The organism is Desulfosarcina widdelii (genome assembly GCF_009688965.1).
Lineage (GTDB): Bacteria > Desulfobacterota > Desulfobacteria > Desulfobacterales > Desulfosarcinaceae > Desulfosarcina > Desulfosarcina widdelii.
Genome location: NZ_AP021875.1, coordinates 6,380,572 through 6,398,056 on the forward strand (window position 1 = coordinate 6,380,572; position 17,485 = coordinate 6,398,056).

A 17,485-nucleotide genomic window follows, 5' to 3' on the forward strand; every position below is an offset into this window, starting at 1 on the left:
CCGCTGAATGCGATTAAAAACCTTGGAAGTTAGGCTTTGAGCTTTTTTGCAATCTCGGCGACATGTTTGCCTTGAAACCGCGCAGCTTCCAGTTCAATTTCACTGGGCATCCGCTCACCGGACCCTCCTGCGATGGTCGAAGCGCCATAGGGAGAGCCGCCTTTCACCTCGTCGATCCCCATCTGACCCTGAAAGGAATAGGGCAGACCAGCGATCACAAAACCGTGATGCAGAAGCGATACGTGAAAGGAAAGGATGGTGGATTCCTGACCGCCGTGCTGGGTGGCGCTGCTGGTAAACACGCTTCCGACCTTGCCGACCAAAGCACCCTCTGCCCAAAGCGAACCGGTAGCATCGAGAAACTGGCGCATCTGCCCGCACATGTTGCCGAAGCGGGTAGGGGTGCCGAAGATTACGGCATCGGCCGCAGCCAGTTCGTCTATAGTGCAGACAGGTACATGGGAGATGGTCTTTTGCGCATCCAGGGCTCCCATTTTTTCGAGGACTTCTTCGGGCAGGGTTTCGGGTACACGCCGCATAACTGCCTCGGCGCCTTCAACCTGGTTTACGCCTTCGGCAATCGCTTCGGCCATCTTATGAATATGTCCATAGGTTGAATAATAAACAATGAGTACTTTCATTGGTTAGACCTCCGCTTCGTTGTTTTGAAAAAAGAGATAGACCCACCGTTAAAAAAATAGGGGTCAAAATTGATGAACTCGTAAAAAGTGCCGGCTCGTCATGCCGGACTTGACCCGGCATCCAGGAAGTATTGAGATAACTGGATTCTGGCCTTCGCCAGAATGACGCCAGACTGGATTTTTAACTTTTTACGAGGCTGTCAAAATTAAATGATGAACGATAATATCTTGATGTCAAGTAATACGATTGCATTTATTTCAGTTTAAGGTTCTGAGCGTGCTTGCCCACTTTTTTCAGCAGAGTCAACAATTCACTGCGTTCTTCGGCAGTCAGCACATCGACAATTTTTTCAAGATTGCGGGCATGCTTATCGAACGCTTCCTTGATCAGCCGGCGTCCGGTTTTCGTGAGATGTAGATAAAAACAGCGTCCGTCGGAAGGGTCCTGAATGCGTTTAATCAAACCCTTTTCCTCCAGCCTGTTGGCAGCAGCGGTCATGGAGCCGCTGGTTAAAAGAACCTTTTCGCCGATGGTGTTGATGGGAAGGGGTCCTTTGTGCAGCAGCGCCTCCAGGATGCTGAAGTCGCTGACGGTAATGCCGGTGCCGGCAATGCTGCCGCGATCGATTCTTTCAATCGCTTTTGCAGCCCTTCCCAGCACAAGTCGTATGTGCGCTCCTGTTTCCATGGAAACATCATAAGCGTATATATCTTGATGTCAAGAAATAATCGATAAGCCCTTGCTCCGTTGATTGTACTCTAAAAAATTCTGTTTCAGGTTGGGAACGGTCCGGAAAGAAAGCAGGCGAGGGGTGGGAGTTCGAACCGCATTGCAGGAAGCCGGGATGTGCCGCATTAACTGGTTTTAACGCGATGAAAAGTGGAATTATAGCCCTGTTCCTGCGTCAGTATACGGGTGCGAGAAGTTGAAGGCCCACCTTGAAATAAGGCATTTCATCTTCCATTATTTTCTTGCACCATTTTACATCGACTATGTTAATGGATCTCGGCCCTTCACAGAAGTCAATATCTGCGTCATTCGATTGGTAGCATTTCACACGAACAACCAGGCTCATACCCGGCTTGTATCGATTTCTCGATCGGATACACATCCCACCTTCGCAATGGTTGATTAATTGAGCGTCCGATCTTTTTTGTTTATTGATGTAAGAGATCTCAAGGGGAAGCGATAAATGTTTCCTTGGGGTTGCCCGTTTCTCGCGATTATTTCCATTAAGATCGATAGGAAAAAGGTTCAAGGAAGTCTGGCGAAGATTTTTGTTGTAGAAAGAATCTGTTGAAGATTTCATGATCCGTTTCCCCCTAAAAAAGTTTTCGGTCGGTTTCAGGAAATCTTTAGGAGGGAACCCAACTTTTTCGTTGTCATGCCATTATGACCAAATCCCAAGAATCGCGGGCCTTTTGCATAGTACCTATTTTGGTGTCGCATGCGATGACGGTCGCAGCCGGCTCGGAAAAGCAAGCAGCGGGATTTTTTAAGTCTGGCGACAGGCTACGCTTGAAGGAAATAGGTTTGAAATCGATATGGGCTTATGGTTCGATCTGGTATAAATCGAGTGATTTTTTTGCGGGCTCTGGAAATCTAAAGTTCCTACGTTATTGTCGGGTCGGTGGGTTGCACCTGCTCTCGCGGGAAGGACGCCAAAAAAATTGCTTACGTTTAATGGCCCGGTTGGCTGTAAAGAAGCTCTTTTGTTTTGATAATCTGAAACAGGGTACGGTTAACCGGCACATCGATTCCGTATTGGTCGGCGATTTCAATCAGGCGGCCGCTGAACCATTGGACTTCCGTTTTCCGCTCGGACTCGATATCCTGCAGCATCGATGTCTTTTTATCAGCACCAAGGCTGTTGAGGGTCGGATACCAGTTCGGAATATCGTCGTCGCGAAGATCGACACCGGCAGCCTTTGCAACATCGATGGTCTCCTGCATGGCCGACTCCATCAGCAACTGTACGTTTCGGTCAGTATGAAAGATTCCGTAATTCGATCCGGTAACGGCCGACACCTGGTTCATCCCGATATTGATCATTAATTTCCACCATAATGAGCGCTGAATGTCGTCAGGCACTTCGTAAGCAATTTTACAGAAGTCCAAAAATGATGAAAGTCGTTTAAGTGCCGTATTCTTCTTGTCGTTGTCCGCCGAACCGATGAGCAGTTTGCCAGACCCGGTAAACGAAAGATCGCGTTTTTCTTTAACCGCATCCATTCCGATGGCAATGCTTGAAATGACCGAAGCCCGAGGGCAATGGTCTTGAAGAAAGGTTTCACTGTCCAAACCGTTGAGGACGGATATAATAATCGTTCCGTCAGACACGGCGGCATCAAGAAGCCTGATGATATCGTTCAGATGATAATTTTTTACGGCAACGATGATGAAATCGGGTTTTTCCACCCGACCGTCAGTCAGGGAATCGACAGAAACGACATTGAAGTGTTCGGGTTTGCCGTTGATTGTAAAATGGCCGTCCTTAAGCCTGTCGTAACGGCTGCCGTCTGCCAGAAAATAGCATTTTTCTCCGAGTTTTTGTGCAATGGGTTCAGCAAAAAGAAGACCGAGAGCCCCTGCGCCAATAATTGCGACGGATTTTATCTCATTCATAAACGTTTCCTCGTTACTAAAGTAGGCGATTGTCGAGTTTGCCGCAGATTCAAGGCAGCCGTCGCGGCGCTATAGCCGCTTTGCGCCGTGGCGGCTAACGCCGAAGATGCGGCCAAAGGTACGATCAGATCGGCAATCCCGAAGCGGTTTCGTCTTTTGAGAGGATGAACTGCATGTAATATCTTGAAATCATCGTTTCCCTCTATTTTACGAAAAAGCGAAACGGCTACTTTAGTCATTGATGGTTTCGTAACAGGTTGTACTCATCGATCATCGTTTTCAGTTCGGAACCGGATATAAACGCGCCTTGACGATTTTTCTTGAAAAAGGGTTTGGGCAGCTTGTCTTCGGATGCCCCCAGACCTTCCCGGGCGTTGAACTCCCGGGTGAGCTGAGTAATCCTGTTGGCTTTTTTTCGAAGCTCGTCGATGGTGAAATGATCTCCGGTGGTCGCTTCAACGAGCATTTGGAGTTTGTCCCAAAGGATAAAGTCCCGGTAGAACCGGCATAAGATCAGGCAATCGAATAAGGTCGCCCGGTCCTCATAGTCCACCATCAACTCGGCCTTGCCCTTGATCTGGTTTTTGTCCATCTGCCCGGAAAGCTCGGCTTTGTAAAAGGTGCCCCTGAGGTGGCAGGCGCCTCGGGCAGACGTTGCATAGGACAATCCCATCCCCTTCAAGACGCGCGGTTCAAAGCCGGCAGGCTCAAGTCCCTTGACGTGAATGGCCATGTCCTCAAGGGACAGCTTTGCGGATGCACTGCGAATGCCTTCGGCGAATAGTTCACCGATGCCCTCGCAATTGGCGACCAGTCCGAACAACTCGGCCATTTTATCCGGCTGGTTGTAATCGATCTCAAAATCGATTTTCCCGGCCTTGTATGCCTCAATGGCAAAAGCGGAGATATTTCCGGCGCTCATGGTATCGATGCCGAGCTGGTCGCACAGGTAATTTAGCCAGGCGACTTCTTCAAGGCTGTCCAACTCGTTCAGACCGCCCAATGCATAAATCGTCTCGTATTCCGGACCTTCGATTTCAAGCCCGGCATGTCGGCCTTTTCGGACGGTGGATTTTTTGGTGCATTTGAGAAAACATGGCGGACAGCCGCGAGATGTAATCTCAAAATTTTTCTGCATATAATCGGCAGAGAGGTTCTCCCACTGGTCGAAGTGCCCGCTCTGCCAATAGCGCGTAGGAAAACAGTTCATCGTGTTGGTCACAGCAACCTGCATGGGCGTTCCCAGAGTTCTGTAGTTTCTGGTTGCCGGCGAATTTTTTCCTTCTGCAGCGATCTCTCTGACAACTTGTTTCATCAAGTTCGGATGGGCGATGCTGCATTTCTCGCTGCCATAAAAGGAAATGCCTTTGACGTTTTTGCTTCCAAGAACAGCCCCCATGCCCCCCCGGCCCAAGCTTCGCCATCTGTCGGATTTGATGCAGGCAAATCGAACCAGATTTTCTCCGGCCGGGCCGATGACCATGGCCCCGGCTCCTTTGGGTGAACGGTCCAGAATCTGTTTTTCGGTTTCGAAGGTTTGCATACCTTTGAAGGCGGTGGCATCTTCAAAGCGAACGCCATCTTTGTCGATGACAAGAAAGGTGAGTGTTTTAGACTGACCTTTAATTACGATGGCGTCCACGCCGCAGCCTTTGATTTTGGGTGCAAGCGTCCCTCCGCAGTAGGATTCCCCGAAACCACCCGTTGCTGGGCTCTTGGTAAACACGGCAAAACGATTCTGCCCCCACATGGCGGTTCCCGTGACCGGTCCGACGGTGATGATGAACGTGTTCTCGGGTGAAAGTGCATCGACGCCTGCAGGGTTCTCCTGGAACAACAAACGGATTCCAAGGCCTTTTCCCCCGAGACTGTCCTGCATCATGTCTTGGGGAATCATCTCATGGGAAAACGATTGTGTGTTCAGATCTATTTTGAGTAACTTGTTGAAGCATCCATTCATTGTAAAAACACTTCCGGTTCTTTTCGATCAGCGCAATTTTCATGCAGCCATTGCGAAATCTGATTGATCCTTTCGACGTCGATCCATTTTGCCTGTCCCGGGCAGCCCTTGATGCAGGCACAACAGAGGATGCATTTGGAGGGATCCGTAACAACTGCATCATCGACAGTGATGGCTCCTGCCGGGCAAAGATCGACACAGGTTGCACACAGCGTGCAGGCTTCTTCTCGGGTTCGGGGAGCCCCTGAAGGCGGGTCCCACTTTTTGTAAGGCACGTCGCCCGGCACCGCAATTGTTGGCAGTGTCCCGGCCTCGTCGATATCGCTTAGTTTCAGCTGAACTTCTTTGCCAAAGGAAAATGCAGTTTTGAAATCCTTATCATCCGGACGATCTTTGGCAATGGGCAGGTTTTTCCTGGAAAATGAATGCTCCCCGATAAAGGCTCCGGCAGCGACCGTCAAGAAACCGTTTTGCTGAAGAAGATCTTTCAACTCGACAAGTGCATCTTCAAAGGCCCTGTTGCCGTAGACAACTACTGGGATGGCCGGCATGCCATTGGCCTTGAGTCCTTGAAGGCGTTTTACCGCCAATGCCGGCACTCTCCCGCCATATACGGGAACTCCGACGATGGCAATGCTGTCCGTACGGTCGCCGAAATCGGATGTCGTGGGCATGGGCAGGGTAAGATCGATGGGCTCGGTTGAATCGGGACCCATTCCCTTAGCGATTTCCTCGACGATCTGTTTTGTCGTCCGTGTGGGTGAGAAATAAATGAGTATGACCTTGTTAATTTTCATAAGATCCTTTTTTGCATCAATGGAGGTTGGAGCATCGAATTTGTTAAATGGCCTCTTTCAACAACTGGGCGATATCCTTGACCTCCATCTTGTAATTTTTGCTTTTCACGCCGTCGTCGAGCATCTGGATGCAGATCGGGCACGCAACGGCGATGCAGTCGGCATCCTGTTCCTTCGCATGCTCAACGCGAGTCTGATTCATTCGAATGTTCTCTATCTCGTGGACCAGACCCGTTCCACCGCCCCCGCAGCAATAGGCGTGTTCTCTATTTTTTTCCATCTCCAGCAGTTCGACCCCGGGAATACTTTTCAGCACGTTTCGGGGCTCTTCGTAGATGTCGTTTTTACGTCCCAGATAGCACGGGTCGTGATATACGATTTTCTTGTCGACGGATTTGCTCAATTTGAGTTTTCCGGCTGCCAGGAGTTCGTCAAACACCTGGGTGTAGTGTTTGATTTCCAATCCTTCAAAAGCCGGGTAGTAGGCCCTGAACGCATCATAATCGTGGGGCGATACGCAGATGATCGTCTTTACGCCTTTTTCGTTGATCAATTTCTCCGTGCGTTCGACCATCTCTTCGAAAAGCCCGTCCTCACCCATCATCATGGCGAAGGCACCGCTGTCCATTTCTGCGCTGCCGAGTATGTTGAACTGGATGTCGGCGGCCTTAAGCACGTCCACCACGGCCTCGGCCATCTCCGTGGCCCTGTCTTCAAAGGGGATTGTCGCGCCGAGATAGAGAATGGTGTCGGTTCCGCTGTCGCCGAGGTTGAGGCCGGCTACCCACCGATCCTTACCTTTCTTGGGTTTGCGGTAGGGATTGCCGGATTTCAACAGACTGCCGAGGGCGTCGCTGACGGCCTTGGGTACCTTGCCCTGTTCGGCTTTCATCATCCTGAACATCTCCGCCAGGGTCGCTCCGCTTACCCGTGTCCGTCGGGTTCCGGTCTTCTGGATGAATACGGGCGTGTTCAATGCGCAGGTATACTCGCACCAGCCGCATCCGGTGCAGGAATAGGCGAGATCTTCGTTAATATCGGAGGCGTCCAGTTCCCCGTTTAAGAAGGCGTGAGCGATCAGCGCCATCCCTCTACCGGTTACCGCTTCCTTTTTTGTTTCCGTAAAAACCGGGCATTCCTCAATACATAAACCGCAATAGCAATTCACGCAGGACCATACCTGGGGTTCAAACTCCTCTATGCTTAAGATAGCGTCCTCTTTCTTGATAGCCATTTATTTCACCTCCTAGAATCTTAAACCCGGGTTCATGATGTTTTTCGGATCCAGCGCTTTTTTTATGGTTTTAAGCAGGTTATAGCCTGTTTCGCCCAGTTCTCTCTTCGTAAATTCCACTTCCATGTCTTTGGGAATAAACCCGTGGGTGGCGGTGAGCGATCCTTCGTGCTTCCAGATCAGTTCGGCATACTCGCGGAACCAGCCCTTGAACTCTTCGATGCTTTGTTTGTCGAAATTCTTAGAGTCCGCCAGCATAAGCGCCCAGAATTTCGTTCCGCCCTGCTCGGTGGGCAACGGTTCACCCGGGCTGAGAACATGGTAGTGCTTTGCAAGATTCGGCCAGGTCTTTCCGGCTTCCGTTTCTTTTAGAAAAGCCAGGTATTCTTTATAAAATTCGATCAAATGGCTGTTCGGAATATTCGCATCCAGCGGCACAATCCGGTTGCCCATACCGCCGGAGACCAGGCGTCCGCTCTGAAGCGCTCCCATGCCCATGAATTTTTCCATTGTATTGTGCATTTGACCGACAAATTCGGTCGGGGGCAGGTCATCTCTCCAAAAGGCGTTGCATTTCTCGCAGATTTCCTCCACACGGCGGGTCATTACCGCAACAACCTCGGGATCACCCAGAACATGGTAATCCACCAGCATCTCCACATCTTCAGGCCATACGAAATCGGACGAGGTTGTCACGGCCTGTTTGAGCATCCATTTGTGATAGGCTTTTGCCCGCCAGACGGCGCTTCCGTGCAGGGGATTTCTAAGTTCCAGGTATGCGTTGAGACCGTCCTCAAGGCTGGTAAAAGCCCTGATTCCATAATGATAGGCCGGCACTTTGGGAATAAACCGCGTTGTCATCTCCGTGATGATCCCCAACGAACCTCTGGAGCCGATAAACAACCCCATAGTATCCAGTCCAACCACCGATTTTGAAGGTCCGCCGGATCCATGCCCTACCCGGACCACGTCACCGTTTGCCAGCACCACTTCCATGCTTTTGATATTGTCTTTGGACCCTCCCCAGCGGGTCTCCCATTTATTGTAGCCGGAGATCGCCGCCCGTGATCCCATAAGGGAAGATTTAATCATGGTCGGAAGCTCCACGGTGTCAAAGCCCCGTTCATTCAAAAAGCGGATATAATCCGTGAGGCGCACGCCCGCCTGGGCCGTGATATTGTAGGCAACTTCATCAATACTGACAATTTTGTCCATGCGGACGGCATTAATGGCAATCGCTCCGTTTACACACTCAGCACCGTATGTGCAGGTTCTGCCCCCCTGGGGCACCAGGCCCACTTCATATTTACTGGCGCAATTCACAATTTTTACAACGTCTTCAGTTGTTTTCGGTCGTACAACGGCGGCAGGAGTAAAAATATCCAGGTCTTCATGCAACAGGGATTCAATGCCGTGACAGACCCGATGGACAATCCTGGATGGCTTGTCATCGCTCACATTTTCCTCGCCGATGGCTTTTTTTATTTCTTGAATACATTCCTTGGTTGCGTCCATCATTTCCTCCCCGGGTTTCTATTTCTTCCAATAAACAAGTAAAAGGATTCTTCTTCTTTCAAACGGCACCCATTGCTTGAGCATTATGTATGCCAACACCAATCCAAGGTTGTTTCTTGCCGACCTTTGTTTTAACCTATTGAAAATAATATTAAAAAATAGAAAAGGGGGTTATATGCAGGAATTCGCAATTCTTGGAAAATTATCAATATGAGAAGAAATCAGGTGGGGTGCTGAAAGGGTTTCCGAAAACAATAAAAGCCGGATGGCATTGAAAAAAAGTTCTGGATCAATCCGGCTGATAAAATGGGCCGCAAAATATTGAAAAACGACGCGATGGGATAGCTGCTTCCAAAAGACCGGCCATGGTTCCGCACGGATATTCTTATTTTCCTAAAGCAACGCGATCCGTACTCCCCGGTTTTTGTCATAATGATAATTCTGAGCTCGCAGTATCCATATGGCTCATGTTCTTTTCAGGTCCTACAGAAATAAAAAATGTTTTAATAATAGTTTGTTACAACGCAATCTCCATTTTTCCGGGAGCCCGCTGGACAAACATGGTATATATAGTGCTAATAATTTGAAGGCAGAAACAGTGTGCCATTACCATAATCCACAGAAAAGGATGCTTTCATGATTCGTGCAAAGCTTCACAAGATAAAACAAGAACTGGATCATACACAGATAGACAATATCAGGCAGCACATCCATGATGAATTTCAGAAGCAGACCCTTTCCACTGTGATCGGAAAAGGAGAACGTGTCGCCATCGCCGTCGGCAGCAGGGGAATTAACCAAATTGCTGAAATCGTCAAATCCGTTGTCGATGAGGTGCAAAAAGCCGGTGCCAAACCCTTCATTGTCCCTTCCATGGGATCCCATGGCGGTGCTACTGCTGAAGGGCAGAAGGAGATATTGGAAAACTACGGGATTTCCGAAGAGAAAGTAAATGCTCCCATCGTATCTTCAATGGAGACTGCCCACTTGGGGGAAACAGAGAGCGGCATTCCTGTCTGCATTGACAAAAATGCAAACGAGGCAGATCACATCATCGTAATCAACCGGATTAAGCCCCATACGGAATTTAAAGGTTCCATCGAAAGCGGCCTGATGAAAATGATGGTCATTGGATTGGGGAAGCATAAAGGGGCGTTGAATGCACATAATTATGCCGTTAAATTTGGTTACGAAAAGACGCTGACGGAAATTGGAAAACACATCATCGATAATGCAAATATCACCTTTGGCGTCGGAATCGTTGAAAACGGATATGGAGCTACGCATACGCTGCGTGCAATCAAAGGCTCGGATATCTATCAGAAAGAAAAGCAGATTCTGAATATCGCTCAAAAGACCTGTCCGAAATTGCCCTTTAAATCTTTTGACATCCTTATCGTTGACGAATGCGGAAAGGAAATCAGCGGAACCGGTATGGACACGAAAGTCATCGGCAGGATCATGAATATCTATGAGGATGAGCTTCAGGAACCGAAAATAACGCGAATTATCCTTAGAAGTCTGACGAAAAAAACCCATGGAAATGCCGTAGGCGTCGGTTTGGCGGATTTTGTCACCAAAAACGTTTACGAAAATATAAACTTCGAGATGACCTATATCAATTGTCTTACCGCCGTTGCCCCTGAGAAGGCCAGACTGCCCATCGTATGCCCGAACGACGTTGAGGCCCTGAAAGCTGCCATCGGGACATGCGGGCCGGTCGATGAAGAAAACATAAAAATCGTCTGGATAAAGAACACATCCAAACTTAGCGAGATGTACATCTCTGACGGGCTGGTCAATACAGCCAAAGAGAATACCCGCATCCAGTTTGTTGGCGAACCGGAAACGATCACCTTCGACGATGACGGAAATTTATCCCGACATTTTTTCGAATGATCGCCTTTTTGGATCGTGTTCATTCAGAAATAGGCAAATTTGGTCGAGATCAAGGCGCACAAAAAATTTACCCACAGGTGCCCGAAGGAAATGCCCTTGGGGTGGATATGGTTGATATTCCGAGGATAAAATTTTTCTCGCAACAAAGATATCGGCCAGGGGTAAGATTGGCCTGGCCATTTCTTGATGGACACGAATTCACCCAATGTTGAGCCGCCGATACAAGGTCGAGACGCTGATGCCCAGATACTTGGCAGCTTTTTGTTTGCCTGCGGTAGAATTGCCAAACAGGCGCAGCGCTTCTTCGATCAATAGCTTCTCTGTATTGATTGGCTCCGGATTGGACTTCTCGGACTTTGCGGTGATCGGGGACATATAAGGGGGGAGATCTTTCAGGTCGGCAAATCCGCTCGTTTTTAAGTTGCAAACGTATTCTATTACGTTTTTCAATTCCCGGACATTGCCCGGCCATTGATAAAACAGCAGGTAGCTCAAGGCATTGCTGCTAAAACCCATGAGGTTGACGCCAAAGCGCTTGTTGTATTCTTTAATATAGAAATCCAGCAGCAGGGAAATATCCGTTTTCCTCTCTCTCAGGGGAGGGACCTCGATCTGGACAACGTTTAAACGGTAGTACAGGTCTTCCATAAAATGGCCGTTTTCTACCATCTCGGGCAGATTTTTATTCGTGGCGCAGATCACCCTCACATTCAGTTCGATCGGTGACTCGCTGCCGATTTTCTCAAGGATGTCGTTGTCCAGGATCCGCAGCAGCTTCGCTTGCCCCGTTCGCGGGAGGTTGCCGATTTCATCCAGAAAAATGGTGCCGCCGTTGGCCAGTTCGAATTTGCCGGTTTTTCCATTTTTGCGGGCGTCTGTGAAGGCGCCTTTTACATATCCAAACAGTTCGCTCTCGATAAGGGTTTCGGGAACGGCGCCGCAATTCAGGGCAACAAAGGGCCCTGAAGCCCTCGGGCTGTTGTAGTGGATGCGTTGCGCAACGAGTTCCTTCCCGGTGCCCGTCTCTCCACAGATGAGAATTTTCGAATCATTGGCAGCGACCTTGGTTACGAGGTCCTTCAGTTTGCGCATCGGTCCGGACGCACCAATCAATCGGGGTTTGGTCGTTTTTTGACCGAAATTGTAAATTGTTGAGCAGGGTTTGGACCTGGCGTTGTTTTGCAGCAGCAGAACATTGCCGACAGGACGGTCATTATGCTGGATCGGCGTCGCTTTTGCCGTAAATTTGGATTTGCGAGTACTTGCCTTTCCAGCGGACATTGAACGAGAACCAACCAATTCTACGGCCTCTCCTAACATACCGATATCTTTGCCTGTATATTCATCTTGCTTGAACTTCAGTGCTTCTTCGGCAAACTGGTTCACCTTGATGATATTGTTTTCGTAGTCGGTGATAATCACACCCTGATCAATGGCATTGACAATATTTTCCATTGCCTGTGAGGTGACAAAATCATAGTAGGAAAAATTTTTGTCAAAAAAGCTTTTAGCGATATAATCGCCAATATTTTTCGCAATTTTTGATAAAAACAAGCTTTTTCGCTGGATCAGTTTTTGCTGGTTTTTATCGTAGCCAAGGATTCCAAAGAGTCCGACGACCTGGTTTTGATATTCTATGGGACCGGAGAGGACCGACGTATACGGGCAAACCGATTTCATTTCACATCGCAGGCATTGCTCTGTCTCGCCGGCGGAACCGATTACGAAGCTTTCCCCCGATCTTAGGGTTAAATCGACGTACGAGTCTTTCGGCCGCCTCGAGCCGATGTTCTTTTTGAACGGTCCGGTTCCGGCAACCGCTATCAGATCCTGGTCGATCACCACCACCTCTGCCCCGATAACCGGTTGCACGATATCGCAAAAAGACTGGATGGAATATCTATTCTGATCGAAGTGGTTGTTCATATTCTTTTTCCTTCAATCCCATCAGCGCCGGAATATTCTCCAAGGGAAACCTTACCCGGTTTGAATTCCGGCCATGCACAGGTATTTCGTCTCCAGGTAGTCGTCGATGCCGTATTTGGAACCTTCCCGGCCAATGCCCGACTCCTTGACGCCGCCAAAAGGAGCCACGGCATTGGATATAAGTCCGGTGTTGATGCCGACCATGCCGTATTCGAGCCCTTCGCTGACGCGCCAGGTGCGGGCCAAATGCATGGTGTAGATGTAGGCGGCCAGTCCGAACTCGGTGTCGTTGGCCCGCTGAATCACCTCTTCTTCGGTTTCGAACCTGAAGACCGGCGAGACCGGGCCGAAGGTTTCTTCACGGGCCACCACCATGGACTCATTCGCATCAGCGATGACGGTCGGTTCGTAGAAGGTGCCGCCCAGTGCATGTCGTTTGCCGCCGGTTAAAAGCCTGCCCCCTTTACTCAGGGCATCTTTAACATGGGACTCGACTTTTTCCAGGGAGGCCATGTCGATCATCGGTCCGATCTGGGTCTCTCCCTTCAAACCGTCACCAACGATCATTTTCTCCACCGCGGTGGCGAGTTTTTCGCAGAACTTATCATAGACGTCGTTTTGCACGAAAAAGCGGTTCGTACAGACACACGTCTGTCCAGTGTTGCGATATTTGGCAATGAGGGCACCCTGGATGGCGAGATCGATGTCGGCATCGTCGAAGACGATGAAAGGCGCGTTGCCCCCCAACTCCATGGAGATTTTTTTCATCGTGTTTGCCGATTCCCGCATCAACAGCTTGCCCACCTCCGTCGAACCGGTGAAGCTCAGCTTGCGGACAATTGGGTTGGAAGTAATCTCTTTGCCAATCGCTCCCGAGGAGCCGGTGACGACGCTGAGAACGCCATCCTGGATTCCCGCACGCATGCCAAGTTCCATCAGCGCCAGGGCGGAAAGAGGCGTCGCCGTTGCCGGTTTCACGATCATGGTACAGCCGACAGCCAGGGCTGGACCCGCCTTTCGGGTGATCATGGCTGCCGGGAAATTCCACGGGGTGATCGCTGCACAGACACCGATGGGTTCTTTGACCACGACGATCCGTTGATCGTTGTTGGTCTGGGGAATGACATCGCCGTAAGCTCTTTTTCCTTCTTCGGAAAACCATTCGAGAAAAGCCGCCGCGTAGGCAATTTCAGCCCTGGATTCGGCAAGGGGTTTGCCCTGTTCGGCGGTCATTATCGTAGCCAGATCCTCCTGGTTGGCCATCAGCAATTCGTACCATTTGCGAACGACTGCGCAGCGTTCGGCAGCAGTCTTTGCGCGCCACGCCGGTAGCGCAAGATTGGCCGCCTCGATCGCCCGTCGCGTCTCATGGGTTCCCATTCTGGGAACCATGCCGATCACCTCGCCGGAAGCAGGATTGGTAACATCGATGGTCTCGCCGTTATCCGCATCCTGCCACTGGCCATCGATGCAGCATTTTTGACGAATCAAACTTGGATCTTTCAGTTTCCGATTGAGCATTGCATTCCTCGCAGTCTAATTAGGTTCGAGATTTGAGCTAAACAAGATCCGGCGTGGGTGGGTAAATTCGAAAATACTTCTCAAAATGAAAATGGAGCAGGGGACCGATTAAAGTACATCCTGAAACTGGAAAAAAACCGATCGGAGGAAATCATTGCCAATATCTCATTTGTCGAACGGTAAAAGTCTGTTTCGATCGTCAAATGCAAGTTTGAGGACTTGATGGTCGATTGAAATACCGGCTTTTCCGCTTAACGCTTCGATGACCGGCTGCGTCGCCCAGAACGTGTCCAGGTTGCATGTATCCAAAATCCGGACGATTCTGGCTGACCGGGAGTCGGGATTCAGGCTCACCGCTGCCTCAATGGCAGTCTTGTCGTCATCCGCGATCATCGGCATCCGGCCGGCTCTGGGACATTTGGCTGTCAGCGCATTTTTATAGGTGGCCTGGAAGTCAATTTTGTCCTGCATGCGCTTTGGAATGATATCCGCGGCGCCCATGCCGGTGGCGTTGCCATGGGAGGCATCTGTCAGATCCAACACGACGATGGTTTTATAATCGGGCTTGCGTTCGCCGCCGTCGCGACGCCAGGAGCCGATGACATTGGGGTCCATTCCGGCCCCACTGACCTCCTTGCCCATCCGGTCGACGATGAGCAGATCCAATTCGTCCATGGGCAGTCGCGGCAGCAGTCGGTAGGCCTCTTCGAGCAAGTCCGAATCGGTTTGAACGAATTGATCGGCGGTGGTCAGGCGGATGTTGTACGTTCCTCCCATTGCGCTCTCGGTTACGGCCAGACCGCAAAGGAACGGCAGTTTTTCGAGGATCAGGCGGGCCGCCGGGACAATCACCTTGGCCAGATCGTACTGATGCAGGTTTGAGGCACCGGCCTGCCGGCCGAGGCCGATCCCGACCATTTTGCACAGACCGGATTCAACCTTGCTGGTAAACAGCGTATGCGGTTTGATCCGGTTGATCACCATGATATGATCGGCCGCCAGTACGTCCTTGGCGATAAATAATTCAGGCCCGGCGTCGATTCTTCCCAGCGAAACGACATCCATGCTGGCCTTGATCGGCACGCCCATGGCAGACTCGGTGATGCCAAGATGCGCTAAAATATCGATCTGCCCTTCGGCCGTTGCACCGCCATGGGAGCCCATGGCCGGGGTAATAAAAGGCTCCAAAGAGAGTGCCTTGAGACATTCGACCGAGGTCCGGACCAGTTCCGTCAGGTTATGAACACCCCTGGAGCCGACACCCACGGCCACCGTCTGCCCCGGTGCGATCCTGCCGCTTAGGTCGAGACGGTCAAATTCCCGCCTGACCGCCTCGGGTACATCCTGGATGCACCGGGAATCGAATTTCTGCTCAACTTTGAAAAAATCCTGGAACGGCATTTCAGCATCCCTTAACTATGCTTCCGATAGTGACTGTATATTTGCTTCCGACAACCTGTTAGTGGCCGGGAAAATTTTGATCAACAGAACGCTGGCAGCCAGAATAGCTGCACCGGCCAGGTTTGACCAAATTCCGGGATACATCAACAACAGGGCCGACAAACCCACCGGCACCCGATAGTAGAAGTTGATCCTGCCGACGAAAAGCAGCCAGCCTTCCAATGAGGCCGCCAGAAGAATACATCCGACCACGGCGGTGGCAACCGCCAGCAGGACGCTGCCGACACTGCCTACCAGAATCAGGTGGGGGTCGAGAACAAAAAAGAAGGGGACAATATATTTCGCGGCCCCGAGCTTCATCGACAACCAGGCAGTTTTCATCGGATCGGACTCGGCCAGTGATGCCGCGGCAATGGAGCCGATGGCAACCGGGGGGGTGATAAATGACAGGCAACCCCAGTAGAGAACGAACAGATGGCATGCCATGGCGTTGAGCCCCAACTGAACAAGCGCCGGGACCAGGCAGACGGCCAGAAAAACGTAGCAGGCGGTAATGGGCATCCCGATGCCCATCACGAAACTGGTAATGGCGCCGATAATCAGCAGCAAAAAGACATTGTTGCCTGCCAGCAAGACGAGTTCTCGCGAAAAAGAATTCGCTACACCGGTGCCGCCCAGCGCACCCATGATCAGACCGATGCCGGCGAGGATCCCCACCAGATTTGCCATCAGCTTGCCGAACTCGAAAACCAGATCGATTAGCGTCGAAAAGGTGTATCGTGTTTCCCGTCGCAACATGGCCGTCACGATCAGGAATATCGTTGTGAAAAAAGGCGCCCAGGATTCAATGCGCATAACGATAAGGATGTAGACAAGCATGGCCAGAGACCCGATAAATGGCCACCCCCATTTCAGGGTCGGCCAGAACTCGGGAAGTTCTTCTTTTGGCATGCCGCCGATACCGGACACGGCCGCCTGGTTGTCCACCTGCAGCAGTAAGGTCAGATAGTAAAGCGTCGCAGGGAAAAATGCCGCGACCATTACATCTGTATAGGGCACGCCCAGAAACAGGGCTACCAGAAATCCGGCAGCACCCATAATCGGCGGCATTATTGCGCCACCGGTTGAAGCGCATGCTTCAATGGCGCCGGCGTAGCGGTTCGAGTACCCGGTCTTTTTCATGGCCGGAATGGTGATGGCACCGGTCGTAACGATGTTGGAGATTACACTTCCGCTCAAACTGGCCATGAATGCGCTGGAAAGCACCGAGACCTTGGCGGCCCCACCCCGTTGCCGTCCCATGATGGCCAGGGCGAATTCCATGAAAAACTTGCCGCCGCCGGATGTGACCAGGGCCACACCAAAGAGCATAAACCCGATGAGCAGGTCCGATACCACGCGAATAGGCAAACCAATGATACTTTCCACACCCATTGAGTGATAAGCGATGGCCTGGGTAAAGCTGTACTGGGAGCCGTACAGGAAGCCGGGCAGGCACCCGCAGAAGATCGGATACAAGGAAATAGCGGTACAGATGAAAAAAAGGATTTTTCCGCCGGCGCGACGGATGCCTTCCAGGGCCAGAAGCCACAAAATAGCGCCGCATATCATTGGCACCAACGGAGCCTGAAATTCCCACCCTTTGGAAAGACTTTCGCGGGCATGGGCGGCCATATAGATATTGACGACGATGGTGATGGCAAACAACGCCCAGTCGTACCAGGGCAGCCTTTCCTTATCTTTTTCCCTTGCCGGATAAATCAGAAAACAGGTGGACAGAAAGCAGGCAATCACGCAGTAGTAGTAAGCGGTATTGATGGGGTTGAATCCAAATATATGCAAATGAAACAGCTGGTTAATTGCGAGCAAAGCCCCAATCACACCTGCACTGAACGTTACCATGTAACAACTTAAAGAAATTCGGTTACCTTTTCCTTTATAGTTCACTAGTTCTCCCCCTTTGAC

Annotated in this window: 13 protein-coding genes; 1 reads left to right on the top strand and 12 read right to left on the bottom strand. The window is 50.6% G+C overall.

What is annotated here, in order from left to right; all coding sequences use genetic code 11:
* Nucleotides 1-29 precede the first annotated feature (29 nt).
* From wrbA to GN111_RS29200, 8 genes are all read right to left on the bottom strand, one after another.
* Nucleotides 30-641, bottom strand: a complete 612-nt coding sequence (wrbA, locus tag GN111_RS29165; protein WP_155307121.1) for an NAD(P)H:quinone oxidoreductase — start codon at nucleotides 639-641, stop codon at nucleotides 30-32.
* Nucleotides 642-894: 253 nt separating this feature from the next.
* Complete coding sequence (locus GN111_RS29170; protein ID WP_155307122.1) at nucleotides 895-1,329, bottom strand: MarR family winged helix-turn-helix transcriptional regulator; 435 nt, start codon at nucleotides 1,327-1,329, stop codon at nucleotides 895-897.
* Between the two features lie 993 nt (nucleotides 1,330-2,322).
* Nucleotides 2,323-3,267, bottom strand: a complete 945-nt coding sequence (locus tag GN111_RS29175; protein ID WP_155307123.1) for a ketopantoate reductase family protein — start codon at nucleotides 3,265-3,267, stop codon at nucleotides 2,323-2,325.
* Nucleotides 3,264-3,506, bottom strand: a complete 243-nt coding sequence (locus tag GN111_RS29180) for a hypothetical protein (protein ID WP_155307124.1) — start codon at nucleotides 3,504-3,506, stop codon at nucleotides 3,264-3,266. Before GN111_RS29180 ends, GN111_RS29175 begins: the two co-directional genes overlap by 4 nt.
* Nucleotides 3,503-5,227: an aldehyde ferredoxin oxidoreductase family protein gene (locus tag GN111_RS29185; protein ID WP_155307125.1), complete on the bottom strand. Its 1,725-nt coding sequence runs from the start codon at nucleotides 5,225-5,227 to the stop codon at nucleotides 3,503-3,505. The genes GN111_RS29180 and GN111_RS29185 overlap by 4 nt, the downstream gene beginning before the upstream one ends.
* A complete protein-coding gene (locus tag GN111_RS29190) occupies nucleotides 5,224-6,024 on the bottom strand; it encodes a 4Fe-4S binding protein (RefSeq protein WP_155307126.1) in 801 nt (266 codons plus the stop codon). Before GN111_RS29190 ends, GN111_RS29185 begins: the two co-directional genes overlap by 4 nt.
* Before the next feature lie 43 nt (nucleotides 6,025-6,067).
* The gene (locus GN111_RS29195) at nucleotides 6,068-7,258 is read right to left on the bottom strand and encodes a (Fe-S)-binding protein (protein WP_155307127.1); all 1,191 of its coding nucleotides are present in this window, start codon (nucleotides 7,256-7,258) and stop codon (nucleotides 6,068-6,070) included.
* A 12-nt stretch (nucleotides 7,259-7,270) separates the two neighbouring features.
* Complete coding sequence (locus GN111_RS29200) at nucleotides 7,271-8,776, bottom strand: FAD-binding oxidoreductase (RefSeq protein WP_155307128.1); 1,506 nt, start codon at nucleotides 8,774-8,776, stop codon at nucleotides 7,271-7,273.
* A 633-nt stretch (nucleotides 8,777-9,409) separates the two neighbouring features.
* Between GN111_RS29200 and GN111_RS29205 the strand changes: the two genes are divergently transcribed.
* On the top strand, nucleotides 9,410-10,672 hold the full coding sequence (locus GN111_RS29205; RefSeq protein ID WP_155307129.1) for a nickel pincer cofactor-dependent isomerase, group 22: 1,263 nt from the start codon (nucleotides 9,410-9,412) through the stop codon (nucleotides 10,670-10,672).
* 198 nt (nucleotides 10,673-10,870) lie between these two features.
* On the opposite strand, the gene GN111_RS29210 is transcribed toward GN111_RS29205, so the two are convergent.
* The 4 genes from GN111_RS29210 to GN111_RS29225 form a co-directional block, all read right to left on the bottom strand.
* The gene (locus tag GN111_RS29210; RefSeq protein ID WP_155307130.1) at nucleotides 10,871-12,598 is read right to left on the bottom strand and encodes a sigma-54 interaction domain-containing protein; all 1,728 of its coding nucleotides are present in this window, start codon (nucleotides 12,596-12,598) and stop codon (nucleotides 10,871-10,873) included.
* A gap of 51 nt (nucleotides 12,599-12,649) precedes the next feature.
* Nucleotides 12,650-14,119 carry an NAD-dependent succinate-semialdehyde dehydrogenase gene (locus tag GN111_RS29215; RefSeq protein ID WP_155307131.1) on the bottom strand — a complete coding sequence of 490 codons (1,470 nt, stop codon included), beginning with the start codon at nucleotides 14,117-14,119 and terminating at the stop codon, nucleotides 12,650-12,652.
* A 165-nt stretch (nucleotides 14,120-14,284) separates the two neighbouring features.
* Complete coding sequence (locus tag GN111_RS29220; protein WP_155307132.1) at nucleotides 14,285-15,520, bottom strand: nickel pincer cofactor-dependent isomerase, group 22; 1,236 nt, start codon at nucleotides 15,518-15,520, stop codon at nucleotides 14,285-14,287.
* 15 nt (nucleotides 15,521-15,535) lie between these two features.
* On the bottom strand, nucleotides 15,536-17,422 hold the full coding sequence (locus tag GN111_RS29225; protein ID WP_155307133.1) for a TRAP transporter permease: 1,887 nt from the start codon (nucleotides 17,420-17,422) through the stop codon (nucleotides 15,536-15,538).
* Between the last annotated feature and the right edge of the window lie 63 nt (nucleotides 17,423-17,485).

Coding starts and splice junctions, on each gene's coding strand:
- GN111_RS29205 (WP_155307129.1), top strand. CDS start 9,410: ATGATTCGTGCAAAGCTTCACAAGATAAAACAAGAACTGGATCATACA.
- GN111_RS29200 (WP_155307128.1), bottom strand. CDS start 8,776: ATGATGGACGCAACCAAGGAATGTATTCAAGAAATAAAAAAAGCCATC.
- GN111_RS29175 (WP_155307123.1), bottom strand. CDS start 3,267: ATGAATGAGATAAAATCCGTCGCAATTATTGGCGCAGGGGCTCTCGGT.
- wrbA (WP_155307121.1), bottom strand. CDS start 641: ATGAAAGTACTCATTGTTTATTATTCAACCTATGGACATATTCATAAG.
- GN111_RS29210 (WP_155307130.1), bottom strand. CDS start 12,598: ATGAACAACCACTTCGATCAGAATAGATATTCCATCCAGTCTTTTTGC.
- GN111_RS29225 (WP_155307133.1), bottom strand. CDS start 17,422: ATGGTAACGTTCAGTGCAGGTGTGATTGGGGCTTTGCTCGCAATTAAC.
- GN111_RS29170 (WP_155307122.1), bottom strand. CDS start 1,329: ATGGAAACAGGAGCGCACATACGACTTGTGCTGGGAAGGGCTGCAAAA.
- GN111_RS29215 (WP_155307131.1), bottom strand. CDS start 14,119: ATGCTCAATCGGAAACTGAAAGATCCAAGTTTGATTCGTCAAAAATGC.
- GN111_RS29220 (WP_155307132.1), bottom strand. CDS start 15,520: ATGCCGTTCCAGGATTTTTTCAAAGTTGAGCAGAAATTCGATTCCCGG.
- GN111_RS29185 (WP_155307125.1), bottom strand. CDS start 5,227: ATGAATGGATGCTTCAACAAGTTACTCAAAATAGATCTGAACACACAA.
- GN111_RS29180 (WP_155307124.1), bottom strand. CDS start 3,506: ATGACTAAAGTAGCCGTTTCGCTTTTTCGTAAAATAGAGGGAAACGAT.
- GN111_RS29190 (WP_155307126.1), bottom strand. CDS start 6,024: ATGAAAATTAACAAGGTCATACTCATTTATTTCTCACCCACACGGACG.
- GN111_RS29195 (WP_155307127.1), bottom strand. CDS start 7,258: ATGGCTATCAAGAAAGAGGACGCTATCTTAAGCATAGAGGAGTTTGAA.